Consider the following 18,895-nt stretch of genomic DNA (forward strand, 5'->3'; position numbering starts at 1 on the left):
ATACACGACAACCTGTGTCATGTATTCCTGTTAACTTTCCGGGGTGCGTGCCGACCGGCTGGTCTCGCTGGTGCTGCTGCTCCGTCAGCAGGGCCGGTTGTCGGCGGCCGCCCTGGCCCGCGAGCTCGAGGTCTCCACCCGCACGGTGCTGCGGGACATCGAGGCGCTATCGGCGGCGGGCGTCCCGGTCTACGCCGAGCGCGGCCGCAACGGCGGGTTCGCGCTGCTGCCGGGTTTTCGCACCGAGCTCACCGGGCTCAGCCACGACGAGGCCCTGGCGCTGCTGATCGCCGGGTCGCGGCGCGGGGCGCAGACGTTCGGGCTCGGCTCGGCGCTCGCCTCGGCCATGCTCAAGGTGGTCGACGCGCTGCCCGAGAGCTATCGGGTCACCGCCGCCGGCGCGGCCCAGCGGCTGCTCATCGATCCGCCCGCCGACCTGTTGTCACGCCCGTCGGCCGGCGAGGAGGTGCCCGACGCGATCGTGGCCGCCATCCGCGAGGCGGTCTTCGCCGGCCGCAAGCTGCGCATCCGCTACGCGCCCGACGGGCAGGCCCCGGCCTGGCGCACGGTCGACCCGATCGGCCTGGTCACCGTGCGCGACCAGGGCTATCTGCTGGCCACCCGGTCGGGGCAGGATCGCACCTACCGCCTCTCGCGGGTGCTGGCGGCCGAGGCGCTCGACGAGCCGGCCGACCGGCCCGAGCGGGTCGACCTCGGCCGGGCCTGGCAGGACCGCGGCTCCCGGTTCCGGGCGGGCGACAACCAGATCACCGTACGGGTGCGGCTCGACCCGGCCCGTCGCGAGGAGCTGCTCCGGACCGCGCTGGCCGTCCTCAGCGAGCAGGAGTCGACCTTGGAGGTCACGTTCCAGGACGGCCGGCACGCCGAGTGGGCCTTGTGGCAGCTCTCCACCGGGGCCGAGGTGCTCGAGCCGGCGTGGCTGCGCACCGCCCTGCGCGATCGGGCCCGCCAGGTGGCCGGGCTCTACGCTGAACGTTCGTGACCGTTTCCGACCGAACCCGACCGGTTGCTGGCATTGATCTGAGTGGATGGGTGGGGATGGGGCCTATGAACCGCTCCCCCGAACTGGCCGTCGCCGCGGTGGTCCTCGCCGCCGCGGCCGCCGTCATCCCCCTCACGGCGGCCTCGGCCGCCGCGAATCCGATCGGGTCGACCACCGGGTTTCTGGTCGATCCCGACTCCGTCCCCAACACCTGGGTGGCTCAGCATCCCACCGATGCGCGGGCCGCCACCATCAAGGCCGAGATCGGCGACTACCCGATCGCCAAATGGTTCACCGGGTCGTCCGGGCCGACCATCGGGCAGGCCGTCGGCGCCTACGTCGGGCGCGGCGCGAACGCGAGGAAACTGCCGGTGCTGGTCGCCTACAACCTGCCGGGGCGTGACGCCTGCGGCGGGCATTCGTCGGGCGGGGCCGCCTCGGACGCGGCCTACCGGTCGTGGATCGCCGCGTTCGCCGACTCGATCGGGTCGCGGCCGGCGGTCGTCATCCTCGAGCCGGACGCGTTCGGCGACTACTCGTGCATGACGCCGGCGCAGATCGCGGCCCGCAACACGTTGCTCAACTTCGCGGTGAGCCAGTTCGCCTCCCGGGCCACGAACACGTGGGCCTATCTGGACGCGGGCAACGCGGGCTGGGTCGCCCCCGCGACGATGGCGGGCTATCTGCGCGAGGCCGGGGTTTCCGCCGTACGCGGGTTCGCCGTCAACGTGGCGAACTACTACACGACCGCCGCGTCCATCTCGTACGCGAACAAGGTGAACGCGGCCCTGGGCGGCGCCAAGCCGTACGTGGTCGACACGAGCCGCAACGGCAACGGCAGCAACGGGCAGTGGTGCAACCCGGCCGGTCGCAAGCTGGGGTCGCGGCCGCAGGTCGGCGGGGGTGCCGAGATGCTGCTCTGGGTCAAGACAGTGGGCACGTCGGACGGTCTCTGCGGGACGGCCCCGGCGACACCGGCCGGCACGTTCGACCCCGGCCTGGCGATGCGCCTGATCAACGGCACCTGACCAAAAAAAAACCGGCTCCGGCGGTGGGGGGACACCGCCGGAGCCGGGTTCTGGATCAGCCGATCAGCTGTGGGCCTCCCAGACGACGTCGAACTGCACGCCGTCACCCTGGGCCGCGTCGGGCGCGTTGGCGTCCAGCGTGTAGGTGAACCGGAAAACGCGCCACGTGTTGCGCGTGACAGTGTTCCAGGTCGGCAGGCCCGTGGCGAAGGTCTTGTTGGTGTCGATGAGAGTGTTCATGGCGGTCGCCGGCGTGACGTTGCCCGAGACGTAGGCGCCGTAGCCGGTCGGGGTGCAGTTGTTGACGCCCGGGTCGGACGCCAGGTCGGTGTCGTTGACCTCGACGCGCATCGTGGTGTTGTTGTCCATGGCCGACGTCGTGTTGTTGGCCCAGGTCGTGTAGGCCGCGCCGGCGTTGGACTCCATCGGGTTGGCGAAGTACATCTTGATCGCCGACGGGGTGATGGAGCCGGTGTACGACACGCCGATGCAGTACTGGCCCGTGGCGCCGGGAGCGAGGCTCGACGCGGTGAACATCGCCACGCCCGCACGGTTGTCGGTGATCGTCACCGTACCGGCGCTGAGGCTGTTGGTGCGGTTGTCCGTGGTGCCGGTGAAGGCCGCGTGCGAGGCCTGAAACACCACGGCCGAGGCGGCGATGAGACCGACGAAGACGGCCACCCGCCCCCGCCGGCGACGGTTCTGCTTAGCTTCCGACGACGACTTGCGTCCGATCCAGCCCACGAGTGCTCCTCTGCGACGTCCTGTCAAGAACGGCTGCGTCCTGCTGCCGCCGAGGGTCTCTTTCGGTCGCAGAACGGGAGAACACCAGTAATGGGCCGGTTGCTAAACGGTTGCTCTGTAAACCGCCTTGTCCAAAGGCCGCCAGGAACGCTGCGGTTGCGGGCTCTTGCGCAGGGGCCATTCCGAAGAGGGGGCGGGGTCCTCGTCGTCGGAGTCGCGGGGCTGCCAGGCGATCAACGCGATCAGCAGCACGGCGAACGCCACCACGGGCAGGTATTGGCCCTCCTGCACCCACAGGTAGGGCAGCCCGATGAACGGGACCTTCAGCCGGGCCACGCCGCGGAGCTGCTCGGGCGGCACGGGAGTGCTGTCGGCGGACCGGTTGGCGTCGCCCTTGAGGATGAGGCGGCCCTGCTCGTCGTAGCGGACGAGGCGGTGCAGCAGCAGGCGGCCGGGCGCGGCCGGGTCCTCGACCAGCACCACGGTGCCCGGCTTGACACCCGTACGGTCGGCCCTGGGCACGGGCCGGGCGGCGACCACATCCCCGGCCTTGATGCTCGGTTGCATCGAGCCGGAGACGACCACGGTGCTGCGCCAGCCGATCACCACCGGCGCCGCGGCGACCAGCAGCATGCCGATCAGGCAGGCGACGACCGCGTCACGCACGTCGAGCAACAGCCAGAGCGCGCGCTGACGGCTGCCCTTCCTGCCGATCATCACCTCCTCCGATCGGCCACCGGTGTGACTTGCTGAGCCCGTACGACTCCTCAAGCGCGGGAATGGCCGACCGATACCCCATTCCGTGGTCGTGCCAGCGCGTTTCTCCTCCGCCGCGCTCGTCACCGCCGCCGCGGCCGGGGTTCTCGTGCTCGGGTCGCTGGGCGGGCGGGACAGCGGTGCGACCGAGCTCGCCCAGATCTCGCTGGCCGCGGGCGACGGCTCCGGCGCGCTCTTCTCGGCCCGGCAGCTGGTGCCGGGGCGCGAGGTCAGCAACTGCGTGCGGATCACCCACGCCGGCCGCGAGGTCAGCCTGCAGGCCGCCGACCTGTCCGGGCCGCTGGTCGCGGGCCTGCGGCTGCGGGTCGAGCTGGGCACCGGTGGGACGCTGGGCGACTGCTCGGGCTTCAGCGGCCGGACCGTCTTCGAGGGCCCGCTGACCGGGCTGGCGGTCACCGGTGGCGTGGCGACCGGGTGGACGCCGGCCACCACCGAGACACGCACCTATCGGCTGACCGTCGAGGTGGCCGACGACGACCAGTTCCAGCGCGCCGCCGGGACTGCGACGTTCCGCTGGCTCCTGGACCCGGGCCCGGCCGCCACCCCGACGACGCCCACGCCGACCAGCCCCGCACCGTCGAGTCCCGCGCCGTCGAGCCCCGCGGCGTCGAGTCCAACGCCGACGACAAGCGCGCCGTCCAGCGCCGTCCCGTCCAGCGCCGTCCCGACCCGCGGCGCGCCGGTGGCCGGGCAGCCCGCCGCGACGCCCTCCACCGCCGCCCCGGCCGTGGTCCCGGTCGACCCGGCCCGGTCCGCGGACCCCGTGCCGGAGCTCGAGCCGCAGCCGGCCGAGACCGGTCGCAGCCGGTGGAGCGAGTCGCTGGGCGCGGTCGTGCGCGGCGCCTGGCAGCTGCTCGACGCCACCGCGCGCCACCCCTGGCACCTGCTGTTCTCGCTGGCCGCGATGTGGCTGCTGCTGTTCGCCGTCGACCGGTCGGACCGGCGCGACCCCAAGCTGGCCCTGGCCCCCGTGCTGCGCGAGCCGTATCTGGAATTCACCGACAACAACGAGGTCGACCGTGGCGAACCGAAAGACTAGGCCGGTCAAGCCGGGCGAGCTGGTGCCGGTGGCCGACCGGATCCAGTGGATGCTCGGCTGGCGGGCCATCCTGAGCGTCGCCGTGCTGGCCACCTGGTGGCTCAGCGACACCCCGGCCGCGGGCGGCGCGGGCACCTGGATCGGGCTGGCGCTGGCCTGGCCGGCCGGGACGGCGCTGTCGATGCTCGCGCCGCGGGCGGGCCGCCGGGTCGCCCGCGCGGCGCTGACCGTCTCGCTGCTGGGCGACGGCGTGCTGCTGGCCCTGGCCAAGTGGGCGCTGGGCGACCAGCACCACGTTCTCGAGTTCCTGATCGTGCTGCACGCCGTGGCCGTCACCCTGCTGGCGTCGTTCCGCACCGGCGTACGGCTGGCGGTCTGGCACTGCTTCGTCGCGGTGCTGGTCATCGACGCCGTCATGCTCGAGCTGCTGCCCGGCACCCCCACGTCCACCCCGTGGGTCTTCTTCGGCGTGCTCTGGGCCGCCGTGGCCAGCACGGCCGGGTTCGCCGCCATGAACGAGCGCGAGCTGCGGCGGCGGCGCCACGACAGCGAGCAGCTGCGGCAGTTCGGCCTGCGCACGACCACCGCGCCCGACGCCGTCACGGTCGCGGCCGCCCTGGCCGAGTTCGCGTTCGAGGAGCTGCCCGCGCGCAAGGCCGTCGTGCTGGCCCACGTGCAGCCGCCGGTCGCCGGGGAGGGCGGGCACACCCTCGGCGCGTACGTGGAACTGGCCGGCACCACCCGGCTCGGCGCGCTCGGCCCCGACAGCGAGCCCGGGCCGCGCTCGGTGATCCGGCACGCCATGGCCGCCGGGCCGCAGCTGCTGCGCCGGCTCGACCCGGACGCCGACCCGTGGCTGGCCGCGATGCTGCCGGACGCGCACAACGTCGTGGTGCTGCCGTTCACCATCGACAAGGTGACCGGGGCGCTGGTCGTCGAGGTGCGCCGGGACCGCCTCGAGCGCCGGTTGCTGGAGACGGCGATGCAGGCCACCCTGCACGCGTCGGTGGCGCTGGACCGCATCGTGCTGACCGAGCACATCCGGGCCACGGCCGAGACCGACGGGCTGACCCGGGTGGCCAACCGCAAGCGGTTCGACGAGGCGTTCGCGGCGGCGCTGCGGCACGCCGGCACGAGCGGCGCCGACCTGGCGCTGGCCCTGGTCGACATCGACCACTTCAAGCGGCTCAACGACACGTACGGGCATCTGACCGGCGACGAGGTGCTCAAGCTGGTGGCCGCGGCGATCCGGGCCGCGATCGGCGAGTCCGACCTGGTCGCCCGGTACGGTGGCGAGGAGTTCGCGGTCGTCATGCCGGGCCGCGACGCCGCCTCGGCGCTGGCGACGGCCGAGCGGATCCGGCTGAGCATCGCCGCGCTCGAGACGGTGACCGGGGTGACGGCCAGCCTCGGCGTCGCGACGAGCCCGGCGCACGGCTCGGACGCGGAGGCCCTGATCGCGTCGGCCGACGCCGCGCTCTACGACTCCAAGCACAACGGCCGCAACAAGGTGACGTTCGCCGACGCCCAGCCGACCGGGGTGCTGCGGTGACCGTCAGGCGGCGGCGACGGCTGGGCGCGGCGGTCATCGGCGCGATCGCCACGTCCGCCGTGATCTGGCAGGCCACGTACGCGGCCCTCAACAACGACGTCGTGATCTCGGGCAACACCTTCACGAGCGCGGGTGTGACGCTGACCGACAACGACAGCGGGCGGGCCCTGTTCGACGCGACCGACCTGGCCCCCGGCCCCGGCGCGACGCGGTGCATCGAGGTCACCTACAGCGGGGACGCGACGGCCGAGGTGCGGCTCTATCTGACCGGGCTCGACGAGCACGGCCAAGACTTGGGCGCGCTGCTGAGCATGCGGATCGACCTCGGCTCGGGGTCGTCGTGCGCCGCCCCCGGCACGTGGACGACGCTCGGCGACGCGACCCTGCGGACGATGGCCGGGGCCTCGGGCTGGGTCAATGGGCTGAAACCGGGCCTGTGGCAGCCGGCCGGTCAGGGCGCCGTGACCCGTCCCTACCGGTTCACGCCGGTGCTGGCCGACGACGACAAGGCCCAGGGCAATCGGGCCGACTTCGGGTTCGTCTGGGAAGCGCGCAGCCTCTGACGGCGGCCGCGGTCCTACGATGGCCCCTTGCCCGACGACCACATCCTCAACGCCCAGCGGCGCGAGCGCCTGCTGGCCGAGCTGCGCCGGCACGGTGCCGTCCGGGTTGCCGAGCTGGCCGCGCTCTTCCAGGTCAGCCCGGTCACGGTGCGCCGCGACATCGCCGCCCTGGCCCGCGAGCACCGGCTCGTGCGGGTGCACGGCGGCGCGCTGCTGCCCCCGGATCCGGCCCGCAGCCCCGCCCCGGCCGACCGGCTCACGCTCGGCATGATCGTGCCCGACCTGGACTTCTTCTGGCCTCAGGTGATCACGGGCGCGCGGACGGCCGCGGCCGTGCTCGGGGCGGGCCTGCGGCTGCGCGGCTCCGGCTACGACCCCGAGGAGGACCGGCGGCAGATCGCCCGGCTGCTCGAGACCGGCCGGCTCGACGGGCTGCTGCTCGCGCCGGACGTGCACGACGACCTGAGCGGGATCGGCGCCCTGCCGGTGCCGTGCGTGCTGGTCGAGCGGGCCGCGCCGGCGCTGGGCCCGAGCGCGCGGCCGCTGGAGTCGGTGCGCAACGACCACGACGCCGGGGTCGAGGCCGCGCTGCGACATCTGGCCGGGCAGGGACACCGCCGGGTCGGCCTGGTCGTCACGCCGATCAGCCCCAACGCCGCGCTCATCGAGCAGGGCTTCACCCGGGGCCGCGCGGCGGCCGGGCTCGACGGCGACGCCCTGCTGGTGCGCGACACCCTGCGCACCGGCGGCGATCGGGTCGACGAGGTGCTGCGGGCCTGCGCCGCGACCGGCACGACGGCCCTGCTCGTGCACAGCGACCCGGACGCGATCGCCCTGGCCCGCCGGGCCACCGAGACCGGCCTGCGCGTCCCCGGTGACCTGGCCCTGGTCTCGTACGACGACGAGGTCGCGCGGCAGGGCGAGCCGCCGCTGACCGCCGTCCGCCCGGCCAAGGGGCAGATCGGGCGGATGGCGGTCGAGATGCTCGTCTCGCGGCTGACCGAGGGCGACCGCCGCCCGGCCAACCGGCTGCAGCTCGTGCCCAGCCTGGTCGTCCGGCAGTCGTCGCTGCGACCCCGGCACTGATCGTTTCTGATCGCTTCCGACCACGCCTGTTCGCCTGGTGGCGCCGCCGGTGCGCGCGGGCCTAAGACGGTGAGCATGGGATTCGCTGCCACTGCCCTGCTGCTGAGCGCCTTCGTCCTGGCGCCGAGCGCGGCCGAGCCGTACGACCAGGTCACCAACGGCACCTTCGACACGGGAGTCGCGCCCTGGGTGGCGTACGGGGGAAGCTCGGGGAGCCTGCGCCCGGTCGATGGTCAGGCCTGCGTGGACACGGGCACGGGGACGGTCAACCCGTGGGACTCGATGCTGGCGCTGCCCTACCTGCGGATCCAGAACGGCGTGAGCTACACGCTGACGTTCTCGGCCCGCACGACGACGCCGATCCCGGTCACCGTGGTGTTCCAGCAGAACTCGCCCACGTATTCGACCGTGCTGGCCACGACGACGACCGTCCCGACCGGGCTGACGACGTACACGCTGACCGGCCTCGGCAAGGGCGACTTCGCCGACGGGCAGCTCGGATTCCAGTTCGGCGGGCAGGCTCGCACCACCTTCTGCCTCGACGACGTGGGCCTGGTCGGCGGCGAGCCCTTTCCCCCGTACGTTCCTGACACCGGGCCGCGCGTGCGGGTGAACCAGGTCGGCTACCTCCCCGACGGCCCGTTCTTCGGCACTTTGCTGACTCCCGTGCTGCGGCCCGTCCGGTGGCAGCTCCTCGATGCGGCGGGCCGGAGCGTGCGGTCGGGCTCATCCCAGCCGCGCGGCATCGATCCGACTTCCGGGCAAAACGTACACTCGATCGACTTCTCCGGCCGGCTCGTGTCGGGGGACGGCTTCCGGCTGACCGCGGACGGCGCCACCAGCCACCCGTTCGCGATCCGGCCGGACATCTACGCGGCTCTGCCTCGCGACAGCAAGACCCTGTTCTACACGCAGCGCAGCGGCACTCCGATCCTCGACTCGGTCGCGCCGGGTTACGGCCGGGCCGCCGGGCATGTCGGGGTCGCGCCCAACCAGGGCGACACCGCCGTGCCGTGCCTGGCCACCGCCGACTGGTCCTGCCCGGCCGGCTACACCCGCGACGTGACCGGCGGCTGGTACGACGCGGCCGACCACGGCAAGTACGTCGTCAACGGCGGCATCGCGGTGGCCCAGCTGCTGTCCGAATACGACCAGGGCGACCGGGACCCGCGGCTGCTCGGCGAGATCCGCTGGGAGCTCGACTTCCTGCTCAAGATGCAGGTGCCACCCGGTCAGCCCCTCGCCGGCATGGCCTACCACAAGATCACCGACACGAGCTGGACCGGCCTGCCGCTGGCCCCCGCGGCCGACGCCAAGCCACGCGCCCTGCACCGCCCCTCGACGGCGGCGACCCTCAACCTCGCAGCGGTCACGGCCCAGGGTGCCCGGGTCTTCCGAACAACCGATTCCCCGTACGCCCGCAAGCTGCTCGCCGTGTCCGAAGTGGCCTACTCAGCGGCGCGCGCGAACCCGGCCCTGTACGCGCCCGCGACCGACACCGCGGGCGGCGGCGCCTACGCCGACTCCGATGTGCGCGACGAGTTCTACTGGGCCGCGGCCGAGCTGTTCCTCACGACCCGCAAGGCGGCCTACCGCCCGGTCGCGCCGCCGGTGGTGTTCGACCCGGACGGCTTCTACTGGGGTTCCGTCGCCGCCCTGGGCCGCATGGACCTGGCGCTGCACGGGGATCCGGTCGCCAAGCTGTCGGTCGTGGCCGCCGCCGAGAGACTCATCGCGCTGCAACGCCGACAGCCCTACGGCCAGCCGTACGCCCCGGCCGGCGGCCAGTGGGCGTGGGGCTCCAACGGCAACATCGGAAACAACATCGTCGTGCTGGCCACCGCGGCCCGGCTGACCGGCCTGGACCGCTACCGCGACGCCGCCCTCACCGGCGCCGACTTCATCTTCGGCCGCAACGCGCTGAACATCTCGTACGTCACCGGCTACGGCACCGTCTACGCCCGGAACCAGCAGAGCCGCATGTACGCCCACCAGCTCGATCCCGCGCTGCCCCACCCGCCGGTCGGCACGATCGCGGGCGGCCCCAACTCGGGCCTGCAGGACCCGCTGTCGGCCAAACGCCTCGCCGGCTGCCTGCCCCAGTTCTGCTACCTCGACGACATCAACTCGTACGCCACCAACGAGCTGGCCATCAACTGGAACTCGGCCCTGTCGTGGGTGTCGTCGTATCTGGCCCGGGCCTGAGCCGCAGCGTCGAGACCGCGGCGGCGTCGCTCACCATGTCGGCGACGCCGCCCCGATACTTGCCGTGATAGGCCGCGTCGACGTCCGTACGGGCCGTCTCCCCCACGTCCTCGACCAGCACGTCGGCCTCCAGCCCGCCGGCCCGGATCCGGGCCCGGCCGGTCCTGAGCACACCCCCGTACCACCCGGTCTCCCGCCGATGCCACGTGCGCACGAACACCTCCCCACCCGCGACGACGACCCAGATCGGCGTCCACCGGCCCAGCCCGCCAGCCGCCCGCCGTACGGCGATCTCGAGCTCCTGACTGCCCCCGATCGTCGTCAGGTCGTCCGCGTCCCACTGCTCGCTCATGCCAACAGCTTGCCTCTCCACCCACTGGAGACCGCACGATGGTCGGCGTGTACACCATCGGCGACCTGTCCCGGCGCAGCGGCCTGCCCGTACGCACCATCCGCTTCTACTCCGACGCCGGCGTCCTGCCACCCACCGCCCGCACCGGCGCCGGTCATCGCCGCTACGACGACACCGCGGCGTCCCGCCTCGACCTGCTCTGCACCCTGCGCCAGATCGGCTTCGACCTGGCAACGATCCAGCGCGTGCTGGCCGACGAGCTGACCGTGGCCCAGGCCGCCGCGGTGCAGGCCGACGCCCTCGACGCCCAGATCCGGCTGCTGCGGCTGCGCCGGGCCGTCCTGCGCCGGGCCGCCACCACTCCTACGACCGCATCGGAGATGGCCATCATGGATCACCACGCCCGGCTGACCGCCACCGAACGCCGCCGCCTCGTCGACGGCTTCCTCGACAGCACCTTCGGCGCGGTCGACGCCAACCCCGAGCTCGTCGAGCTGCTGCGGCAGAGCCTGCCCGAGCTCCCCGACGAGCCGGCCGCCGAGCAGCTCGATTCCTGGATCGAGCTGGCCGAGCTCGTGCAGGACCCCGGTTTCCTCTCCTCCGTACGCCGGATGGCCGCGCACCAGGCCGCGGAGCGCGCCGAGGGCGACCGCACCGGCCTGCACCACGACCTGACCACCACCGTCCGCGACCGGGTCACCGCCGCCATCGCCGCGGGCATCCGGCCGGAGTCGCCCGAGGCCGCGCCCGTCGTGGCGGACCTAATCGCCTGCTACGCCGACACGTTCTCGGCCGCCGACACCAGCGACTTCCGGGCCCGGCTCGTGACCCGCCTGGAGGTCGCCAACGATTTTCGGGTCGAGCGCTACTGGGGTCTGGTCGCCACCATCAACGGCTGGCCCGCGCCGCCGTCGCTCGCCGCCGTCTTCGACTGGTTCATCCCCGCCGTGCGGTGCCGGGTTACAGTGTCGCCATGACTTCGACGCCGCACTAGGCAGCCGGCCCTTCACCGGTCCCTAGTCGCTTCGTCCCAGGAGTCTCTCTCATGTCCCGCGCCCTCGGCGTGGGGAGTTACCGTGCCGTGCTGGGGTTGCCGTTCGCGCTGCGCACTTTCGTGCCCGCGATCGGCGGCCGCCTGGCCTACGGTGTCTTCCCGCTCGCCAGTCTGTTCACCGTCCAGCAGGCCACCGGTTCGTACGCGACGGCCGGCCTGGCCGCGGCCGGGTTCGGCATCACCGCCGTCACCCTGCCCGTCAAGGCCCGCCTGGCCGACCGGCACAGCCAGCGGACCGTCCTGCCCCCACTCGCTCTGGTCTGCGCCGCCGCCCTGACCGCGGCCGCCTTCCTCCGCCACCCATTGGCACTGATCGCCCTGATCACGTTGGCCGGGCTGGCCGCCCCGCCGCTGGGCCCGGCCATGCGAGCCACGTGGCGGCGCCTGACCGACGGGACACCGCTCAAGCCCCGGGCGTACGGGCTGGATTCGGTCGTCGAAGAGTCGCTGTATCTGATCGGGCCGCTGATCGCGGGGCTGCTCGTCGCGGCCGGGCCGGCCCGCTGGGCACTCGTGCTGACCGCGGTCCTGCTGCTCACCGGCACACTCGGCATGGTCGCCACCCCACCGGCCCGCCACGCCGAGCCCAGCCCTTCGGCCGCCGCAGACCAGCCACCCTCCGCCACCCCGGCACGCCCTTCAGGTCTGCGCGGGCTGTTCTCGCTCGGCCCGCTGCGCTCTCCCAGCCTGCGGGGCCTGCTTACAGCCGTGTTGGCCGTAGGTGCCGGAACGAGCGCCGCCTACACCTGTCTGGCCGTCACCGCCCAGAACCACGGCAAGCCCGGAGCCGCCGGCCTCCTGGAAGCCGCCCTGGCCGTGGGTAGCGTGGCCGGCGGCCTGCTGTGGGCCCGCCGCGACCACGGCCCGCACCACAACCGCCAGCTCGCCCTGCTCGTAGCCACCCTGGCCGCCGGCCTCACCATCGCCGCCGCCGCACCCGGCCTGCTCTGGCTGGGATTGGTGCTGTGTCTGACCGGCACGGCGCTGGCCCCGATCTACGTCGTCGCCTATCTGGCCGCCGACTCCTACGCCGGCTCGGACTCCGCCACCGAGGCGGGCACATGGGTCAACGTGGCCACCAATGCGGGCAGCGCCGCGGGGGCGGCCCTGGCCGGGTTCGTCGCCCAGTCGCAGGGCCCGGCCGCCGGTTTCGTGACCGCCGGCCTCCTCCTGGCGGTGACATCGGTAATCCTGATCGTGCCCGCACGTTCCTCGAGCAGGAGTGCCCCCGAGATCATGGCCGCGTCAAGAACAGGGACGGCGACACCCTCAGGACCGTAGCCGCGTCGGGATCCGGAACGCCGCGTCCGGAACTCGGTTGGGCCGGGCGCGCCCAGGTGCGATAGTCGCGCCGTGGACTTTCCGCTCGAGAAGCTGCCGGACGCCATCGCGGCCCGGGCCGACACCTGGACCCGGGCCGCGCTGGTCTGGCAGACCCGTCCCGTCAGCCCGAACCACGGCACCGCCACCATCATCAGCGACTTCGAGTCCGAGGCGTGGATGGGCACCGTCATCATCTGGGCCACCGGGGAGACCGAGTTCCAGAGCATCCGCCTGGCCGACGACCGCATCATCAACAAGCACTACGACCTGTGCGGCCCCGAAGACCTCGACCGCATGATGACCGAGATCGCCACGCTCATCGCCGACAACCACATCCCGCCCGGCGCGATCGAGGCCGACTGGGTCCCGCAGGGTCAGCCCAACTCGTAGGTGAAGCGTTTGGCCGGCTCACGGTCCGCGTCCCGGTCGGCCACCCGGCGCAGCACGCGGTCGACCCGGTCGAAGGCGAACGCCCCCATGGCCGCCCGGCTGGCCGCGGCCGCCGTCCAGACCAGGTGCACCGGTCTCGGCACGTCGGTGGTCAGCCGGTCCCACAGCGCGTCCAGGTTCTTGCCGTAGTAGGGGCCGAAATCCAAGAGCGTGGCCAACTGCCGGTGCACGTCGGCCTCACTGGAAATCCGGTCGCCGCCGCTGGGCCAGCGCCTGCTGCTCGGAGTTGGGCGCCGACGGCAGCTCGACCCCGAGCCCCTCGGCGGTCTGACGCAGAGCCGTGTCGAGCTTCGTGTGGTCGGCAATGAACCGCGCACCGAGGTTCTTGACCTGCTCGGACGTGCCCTTCTGCTGGGCGATCTTGCCGCCCGCGATCTCGGCCAGATTGGACTGGTGCGCGGCCTTCAAATAGCTGGCGTCCTGGTCGGAGGGTGCCGCGAGAGCGGTCGTTCCGGGCAGCGCGAGAAGCCCGGTGGCGGCGATCAGGACCGCCATACGTCGCAACAACATTTTTGTATCCCTTCGTCGGATGCGGCGGGTACCCGGCGACGAAAGGCCCATGCGCGCCAAATCGACGCAACTCAAAGATCCAAGGATGTTTTTCCTGAGCAGGGAAAAAATATATCGACGCAACTCAACCGGTGGTCGCCTGAACCGCGTAGAGCGCAGCGAGCGCGGCGGCCAGCCCGCCGAGCAGGAATCGCAGGGCCCGCTCGGGCAGGCGGGGCTGCAGATGGGCGCCGAGGTAGCCACCGACGAGCCCGCCCGCGCCGCAGAGCAGGCCGAGGAACCAGTCGGGTGCGATGTCCCCGGTCGTCACCAGGGCCAGGACGCCGTAGCCGGCCGCGCCGACGATCGAGGTCAGGAAGGTGGAGGTCAGGACGGCCGGGGCGACCTGGGCGATCGGGAGGCCGCGACCGGCCAGGATCGGCCCGAGCAGGGAACCGCCGCCGATGCCGTAGATGCCGCCGATCGTGCCCGCCCCGACTCCGAGAATGACGAGGAGCCGGTCGGGCAAGGGTTTTACCGGTTTCGAGCCGGCAGCAGGGCGGGCGGCGCGCACGCAGAGCCAGACACCCAGCGGCAGCAGGACGGCCGCGACGATGAGCCGGAACACCCGGGGCCCGGGCACGGCGAACACGCGGATGACCGCGCCGAGAACGACGCCGGGCAGGGTGCCGATCAGCAGCAGCCGGGTCAGGGATCCGGCCAGGTCTCCGGTGGACAGATAGCGCAACAGCGCGCCGGGGCCGGCGACGACGTTGAAGAGCAGGTTGGTCGGGGTGACGGCGGGGCTGGGGACGTGCAGGACGCTCAACTGCACCGGAAGCAGGAAGACCGCGCCGGAGACGCCGACCGGGGTGGTGACGGTGGCGATCAGCAGACCGGCGGCGAAGGCGAGCAGGGCGCTGGTCACCGCGCGACTTTATTGCGTCCGAAGAAGAGGACACAATCTGGCATCTACCGTTGGCACCGACGCCGAGGAGCTGACCGGCTACTGGAAGGCGCTGTCCGAGGGGGCGACCGTCATCGAGGAGCTCGCGACCTCGGCCTGGTCGCCGCTCTACGGGATGCTCAAGGACCGCTTCGGCGTGACCTGGGTGCTCGACCTGGCCGTCGCCTACTGACCCGTGGCCGGGTGGACGCCTCACAAGAGAGGCGCCCACCCGCGGGTCAGACTCGGTTGTCGACGATGCGCCGGGCCTTGCCGACGGAACGTTCCAGGGCGTCGGGCGCCAGCACCTCGACGGCCGCGGTGACGCCGATGTTCTGCTTGATCAGGGCGGCCAGTTCGCGGCCGTCCGGGGCGGCGCCGGGGCGGGCCTCGACCCGTACGGTGAGCTCGTCGAGACGGCCCGGGCGGGTGAGCACGCACTGGTAATGCGGCGCCAGCCCGGGGATCCGCAGGATCAGCTCCTCGATCTGGGTCGGGAAGACGTTGACGCCGCGCACGATCATCATGTCGTCGGTGCGGCCGGTGATCCGCTGCATGCGCCGCATCGTGCGGGCCGTGCCGGGCAGCAGCCGGCTCAGATCGCGGGTGCGGTAGCGGATGATGGGCATGGCCTCCTTGGTCAGCGACGTGAAGAGCAGTTCGCCCTCCTCGCCGTCCGGCCGCACGGCGCCGGTGTCGGGGTCGATGATCTCGGGGTAGAAGTGGTCCTCCCACACGTGCAGGCCGTCCTTGGTCTCCACGCACTCGGCGGCCACGCCGGGGCCGATCACCTCGGACAGGCCGTAGATGTCGACGGCGTCGATGCCGAGCCGGCTCTCGATTTCGGCCCGCATGTCCTCGGTCCACGGCTCGGCCCCGAAGACGCCCACGCGCAGCGTCGTCTTGCGCGGGTCCAGGCCCTGCCGTTCCAGTTCGTCGGCGATGGTCAGCATGTAGCTCGGCGTCACCATGATGATGTCGGGCTCGAAGTCGGCGATCAGGCGTACCTGCCGTTCGGTCATGCCGCCCGACACCGGGATCACGGTGCAGCCCAGCCGCTCGGCGCCGTAGTGCGCGCCCAGCCCGCCGGTGAACAGCCCATACCCGTACGCCACGTGCACGCGATCGCCGGGAAGCCCGCCCGCGGCCCGGATCGAGCGCGCCACCACGCCGGCCCACATGTCGAGGTCGCCCTGCGTGTAGCCGACCACGGTGGGACGGCCGGTGGTGCCGCTCGACGCGTGGATGCGGGCGATCCGCTCCCGGGGCACGGCGAACATCCCGTACGGGTAGGTCTCGCGCAGGTCCTGTTTCGTCGTGAACGGGAACCGCGCGAGGTCGTCCAGCGAACGGCAGTCGTCCGGGCGTACGCCGGCCTCGTCGAACTTGCGCCGATAGAGGGGCACATTCTCGTACGCGTGCCGAAGTGTCCTTTGCAGCCGATCGAGCTGGAGCGCCCGCAACTCGTCGCGCGACGCGGTCTCGATCGGCTCCAAGGACGTCACGACGGGCGCCGCTGCTGGGGTATGGCCGGGCGCAGGGCGCCGTCGCGGGCCAGCTCGGTCAGCACGTTGTTGAGGTCGTCGACGTGCTGCTCGGTGTGCGCGGCGGTCAGCTGCACGCGGAAGCCGATCTCGTCGCGCGGCACGCCGGGGTAGGGCGCGAGCGTGACGTACTGCCCGGCCCGCCACAGCCGCTCGGACACGTCGATCAGGTCGTGGTCGGGCGAGATGGGGATCTCGACGACGGGCGTGTCGTGCACGTTGAGCGTGTGCACACCCATTCCCCGTACGTGGGAGAGCAGTTTCGCCGTGAGCCGGTAGAGGTGTCCCCGCAGCTCGTCGCCGCGCTTCTCGTTGACGTCGAGCCCGGCCATCACCGTCGCCAGCGACGCCACCGGGGACGGACCCGAATACAGGTAGGTCGGGGCGTCGACCTTGAGCTTGTTCTTGACCGCGGTCGGCAGGGCCAGAAAGGCCAGCAGCGACGAGTACGCCTTGGAGAAGCCGCCGACGAGGATGACGTTGTCGTACGACTCGCCCGCGTGCTTGACGATGGCGTTGCCGCGCATGCCGTACGGGGAACTCTCGATCGGGCTGCGCTCGCCGATGACCCCCATGCCGTGCGCGTCGTCGACGTAGAGGACGGCGTCGTGCTCGCGGCACAGGGCGGCGTACTTCTTGAGGTCGGGAATGTCGCCGGTCATGCTGTTGACGCCGTCCATGCAGACCATGACCGGACGGGCCGTGGCCTCCTTGAGCAGCCGCTCCAGCTCCTCGAGGTCGCCCGAGCGGAACCGCTTCATGGTGGCGCCCTGGCCGCGCGCGAACACGCAGCCGTCATAGATCGTCCGGTGGGCGCGGCTCTCCATGATGAGCGTGCCCTTGCCGATCAGGGCCGGGATGACGCCGAGGTGGATCTGCGAGATCGTCGGCAGCAGGAGCACGTCCTCGGCGCCGAGCAGCTCGGTCAGCCGCTCCTCCAGCTGCGGATAGATCTGCGGGCTGCCCAGCATGCGCGACCAGCTGGGATGGGTGCCCCAGCGGCGCAGCTGCGGCTCGACGGCCTCGATGATCTCGGCGTCCAGGTCGAAGCCGAGATAGTTGCAGGACGCCCAGTCCACGAGCCAGTCCTGGCCGATGCGGATCCGCCGTCCGTCGATCTGCTCGATGACGGCGTCGTACATCCGGCTGTTGACGCGGAGGTCCTCGATGTCATGAGTTTGGGCCGGCACTTGTGTACCTCTTTCCTTGCGAGATCAACTTGAGCCGTACCCGAGAGATCGTCGATCAATCTGAATAGTCAGATCGATCGCATTCCCGTCAGCGGTTGATCTTTTGCAGGGTTTGGACCGGCTTTGCGGCGTTCGGATCTTTGCTCAAAAACCGGGTGCCGCCGGTCCTCGCCTCGGCTACGGTCGGCGGTCATGACCTTCGTCACGGCCGGCGGCCTGCGCCTGTGGACCGAGCGGACCGGCGACCCCGAGCGGCCCGCCGTCCTGCTGATCATGGGCGCGTCGGCGCAGGGCCTGACCTGTCCCGACGAGCTGATCGACCGGCTCGTCGGCCGCGGCGTGCAGGTGATCCGCTACGACTCCCGCGACACCGGCCGGTCCAGCATCGTCGATTACGACCTTTCCCCGTACGGGATCTCCGGCCTCGCGGGCGACGCGCTCGCCGTCCTCGACGCGTACGGGCTGGAAACGGCCCACATCGCCGGGTTCTCGTTGGGCGGCGTGGTCGCGCAGTGGCTGGGCGTGCACGCGCCGACCCGCGTACGGTCGCTGACCCTGATCACCAGCACGCCGATGGACTACGACCCCGGCCCGGCCTGGCGCGGCGAGCCGTCCCCGTTGCCGCCGCCCGACCCCGCCTTCCTGCAACACCTGACGGACACGGCCGACATCCCGCCCGGCGTGGAGGCCGACGTCGCCCTGTTCCGGGTGATGAACGGCACCAAGCGCCCGTACGACGAACCGGCCGCTCGCGCGATGCTCGAACGCTGCTGGGCCCGCACGACCGACGCGGCCGCTGCCGCCCACCACCAGCAGGCCGGTATGCTCCTGACCCCGGACCGGCTCGTGCCGCTCTCCGAGATCACCGCCCCAGTCACCATCCTGCACGGCGACGCCGACCCGATCTACGCCCCGGCCCACGCCGAGGCCCTGGCCGCCGCCATCCCCCACGCCGACTTGACCATCGTGCCGGGCATGGGCCACGTCCTGACCTCCCCCGGTTTGCCCGAAGAGGTAGCCGACCTGATCCGCCTCACTCCGTGACGATGCCGCCGGGCGTCTCGACCCGGCAGCAGGTGCCGTTCAGAATCTCCAGCAGCGTGTCCCGCATCCGGCCCAGATCATCGTCACCGAGCGTCAGGCTCAGCTCGTGCACGCGGGGGAAACCCAGCGTCTCGGCCGCCCGCTGGTTGTACTCGAAGGTGAGCACGCCGCCGAGCAGGGTCCATGAGCTGACCGCGCCCCGGGCCAGGGTGCCGTCTCCGTTGAGCACCTCTTCGGCGGTCTCGTGGTCGTGCAGCCGCACCACGACCTGGTCGCCCGACAACAGAGCGACCGACGTCCCGTCGTGCACACGAACCCCGTCGACGCGAATCATCCACCTATAGTGCCGGGCATGCGGGTGGAACTGGACGGCGGCCGACTTGAGCCCTTACTTCTGCTCGCCTTGGCGACGAGTCAGAGGCGGGCGCTTACGCAGTGACGCCCGGTCCCGGCAATGCCCGGCGCGCTGCCCACCGGCTGCGCCCCTCCACCAGTGGCGGCAATAT

Annotated in this window: 21 protein-coding genes; 12 read left to right on the top strand and 9 right to left on the bottom strand. The window is 72.0% G+C overall.

The features are described 5' to 3' along the window. Positions 1-43: 43 nt before the first annotated feature. Together JKJ07_RS43405 and JKJ07_RS43410 are read left to right on the top strand one after the other, a co-directional pair. Positions 44-1,003, top strand: coding sequence for a helix-turn-helix transcriptional regulator (locus tag JKJ07_RS43405; RefSeq protein ID WP_202997865.1), 960 nt, complete (start codon positions 44-46; stop codon positions 1,001-1,003). Between the two features lie 65 nt (positions 1,004-1,068). Then, positions 1,069-2,031: a glycoside hydrolase family 6 protein gene (locus JKJ07_RS43410; RefSeq protein ID WP_202997866.1), complete on the top strand. Its 963-nt coding sequence runs from the start codon at positions 1,069-1,071 to the stop codon at positions 2,029-2,031. A gap of 63 nt (positions 2,032-2,094) precedes the next feature. Here the strand turns inward: JKJ07_RS43410 and JKJ07_RS43415 are convergent, their stop codons facing one another. Then, a complete protein-coding gene (locus tag JKJ07_RS43415; RefSeq protein WP_202997867.1) occupies positions 2,095-2,775 on the bottom strand; it encodes a hypothetical protein in 681 nt (226 codons plus the stop codon). Positions 2,776-2,877: 102 nt separating this feature from the next. Next, the gene (locus JKJ07_RS43420; protein WP_202997868.1) at positions 2,878-3,492 is read right to left on the bottom strand and encodes a signal peptidase I; all 615 of its coding nucleotides are present in this window, start codon (positions 3,490-3,492) and stop codon (positions 2,878-2,880) included. Positions 3,493-3,583: 91 nt separating this feature from the next. Between JKJ07_RS43420 and JKJ07_RS43425 the strand changes: the two genes are divergently transcribed. The 5 genes from JKJ07_RS43425 to JKJ07_RS43445 all read left to right on the top strand — a co-directional run bounded on the left by JKJ07_RS43425 (position 3,584) and on the right by JKJ07_RS43445 (position 9,997). After that, positions 3,584-4,591 carry a hypothetical protein gene (locus tag JKJ07_RS43425; RefSeq protein WP_202997869.1) on the top strand — a complete coding sequence of 336 codons (1,008 nt, stop codon included), beginning with the start codon at positions 3,584-3,586 and terminating at the stop codon, positions 4,589-4,591. After that, positions 4,572-6,143, top strand: a complete 1,572-nt coding sequence (locus JKJ07_RS52095; RefSeq protein ID WP_202997870.1) for a GGDEF domain-containing protein — start codon at positions 4,572-4,574, stop codon at positions 6,141-6,143. Before JKJ07_RS43425 ends, JKJ07_RS52095 begins: the two co-directional genes overlap by 20 nt. Beyond that, positions 6,140-6,706, top strand: a complete 567-nt coding sequence (locus JKJ07_RS43435; protein ID WP_202997871.1) for a M73 family metallopeptidase — start codon at positions 6,140-6,142, stop codon at positions 6,704-6,706. Before JKJ07_RS52095 ends, JKJ07_RS43435 begins: the two co-directional genes overlap by 4 nt. Before the next feature lie 27 nt (positions 6,707-6,733). Beyond that, positions 6,734-7,792, top strand: coding sequence for a substrate-binding domain-containing protein (locus JKJ07_RS43440; RefSeq protein ID WP_202997872.1), 1,059 nt, complete (start codon positions 6,734-6,736; stop codon positions 7,790-7,792). Between the two features lie 75 nt (positions 7,793-7,867). Next, positions 7,868-9,997 (top strand): glycoside hydrolase family 9 protein, encoded by a 2,130-nt coding sequence (locus JKJ07_RS43445; protein WP_202997873.1) that lies wholly within the window; start codon positions 7,868-7,870, stop codon positions 9,995-9,997. Here JKJ07_RS43445 and JKJ07_RS43450 read toward each other — a convergent pair. Beyond that, positions 9,945-10,349 (bottom strand): DUF2255 family protein, encoded by a 405-nt coding sequence (locus JKJ07_RS43450; RefSeq protein WP_202997874.1) that lies wholly within the window; start codon positions 10,347-10,349, stop codon positions 9,945-9,947. The genes JKJ07_RS43445 and JKJ07_RS43450 overlap by 53 nt on opposite strands. 47 nt (positions 10,350-10,396) lie before the next feature. Here JKJ07_RS43450 and JKJ07_RS43455 point away from each other — a divergent pair, with 47 nt between their 5' ends. The 3 genes from JKJ07_RS43455 to JKJ07_RS43465 all read left to right on the top strand — a co-directional run bounded on the left by JKJ07_RS43455 (position 10,397) and on the right by JKJ07_RS43465 (position 13,116). Next, positions 10,397-11,326: a MerR family transcriptional regulator gene (locus JKJ07_RS43455; RefSeq protein WP_202997875.1), complete on the top strand. Its 930-nt coding sequence runs from the start codon at positions 10,397-10,399 to the stop codon at positions 11,324-11,326. A gap of 68 nt (positions 11,327-11,394) precedes the next feature. Further along, the gene (locus JKJ07_RS43460) at positions 11,395-12,684 is read left to right on the top strand and encodes an MFS transporter (RefSeq protein ID WP_202997876.1); all 1,290 of its coding nucleotides are present in this window, start codon (positions 11,395-11,397) and stop codon (positions 12,682-12,684) included. Positions 12,685-12,756: 72 nt separating this feature from the next. Further along, positions 12,757-13,116 carry an immunity protein TriTu family protein gene (locus JKJ07_RS43465; protein WP_202997877.1) on the top strand — a complete coding sequence of 120 codons (360 nt, stop codon included), beginning with the start codon at positions 12,757-12,759 and terminating at the stop codon, positions 13,114-13,116. On the opposite strand, the gene JKJ07_RS43470 is transcribed toward JKJ07_RS43465, so the two are convergent. The 3 genes from JKJ07_RS43470 to JKJ07_RS43480 all read right to left on the bottom strand — a co-directional run bounded on the left by JKJ07_RS43470 (position 13,101) and on the right by JKJ07_RS43480 (position 14,593). Beyond that, on the bottom strand, positions 13,101-13,346 hold the full coding sequence (locus JKJ07_RS43470) for a barstar family protein (protein ID WP_202997878.1): 246 nt from the start codon (positions 13,344-13,346) through the stop codon (positions 13,101-13,103). The two genes, JKJ07_RS43465 and JKJ07_RS43470, sit on opposite strands and share 16 nt — an antisense overlap. 7 nt (positions 13,347-13,353) lie before the next feature. Then, positions 13,354-13,686: a DUF4142 domain-containing protein gene (locus JKJ07_RS43475; protein ID WP_202997879.1), complete on the bottom strand. Its 333-nt coding sequence runs from the start codon at positions 13,684-13,686 to the stop codon at positions 13,354-13,356. A gap of 124 nt (positions 13,687-13,810) precedes the next feature. Continuing rightward, positions 13,811-14,593, bottom strand: a complete 783-nt coding sequence (locus JKJ07_RS43480; protein WP_202997880.1) for a sulfite exporter TauE/SafE family protein — start codon at positions 14,591-14,593, stop codon at positions 13,811-13,813. On the opposite strand from JKJ07_RS43480, the gene JKJ07_RS43485 reads away from it, so the two are divergent. After that, a complete protein-coding gene (locus JKJ07_RS43485) occupies positions 14,547-14,804 on the top strand; it encodes a VOC family protein (protein ID WP_202997881.1) in 258 nt (85 codons plus the stop codon). The genes JKJ07_RS43480 and JKJ07_RS43485 overlap by 47 nt on opposite strands. Positions 14,805-14,850: 46 nt before the next feature. On the opposite strand, the gene paaK is transcribed toward JKJ07_RS43485, so the two are convergent. Beyond that, on the bottom strand, positions 14,851-16,116 hold the full coding sequence (paaK, locus tag JKJ07_RS43490) for a phenylacetate--CoA ligase PaaK (protein ID WP_202997882.1): 1,266 nt from the start codon (positions 16,114-16,116) through the stop codon (positions 14,851-14,853). Continuing rightward, positions 16,113-17,345: an aminotransferase class I/II-fold pyridoxal phosphate-dependent enzyme gene (locus JKJ07_RS43495; protein WP_307834742.1), complete on the bottom strand. Its 1,233-nt coding sequence runs from the start codon at positions 17,343-17,345 to the stop codon at positions 16,113-16,115. Before JKJ07_RS43495 ends, paaK begins: the two co-directional genes overlap by 4 nt. A 192-nt stretch (positions 17,346-17,537) precedes the next feature. On the opposite strand from JKJ07_RS43495, the gene JKJ07_RS43500 reads away from it, so the two are divergent. Continuing rightward, a complete protein-coding gene (locus JKJ07_RS43500; protein WP_202997883.1) occupies positions 17,538-18,389 on the top strand; it encodes an alpha/beta fold hydrolase in 852 nt (283 codons plus the stop codon). On the opposite strand, the gene JKJ07_RS43505 is transcribed toward JKJ07_RS43500, so the two are convergent. Beyond that, positions 18,379-18,723, bottom strand: coding sequence for a hypothetical protein (locus JKJ07_RS43505; protein ID WP_202997884.1), 345 nt, complete (start codon positions 18,721-18,723; stop codon positions 18,379-18,381). The two genes, JKJ07_RS43500 and JKJ07_RS43505, sit on opposite strands and share 11 nt — an antisense overlap. Between the last annotated feature and the right edge of the window lie 172 nt (positions 18,724-18,895).

The sequence above is a fragment of the Paractinoplanes lichenicola genome (assembly GCF_016785085.1).
GTDB lineage: Bacteria > Actinomycetota > Actinomycetes > Mycobacteriales > Micromonosporaceae > Actinoplanes > Actinoplanes lichenicola.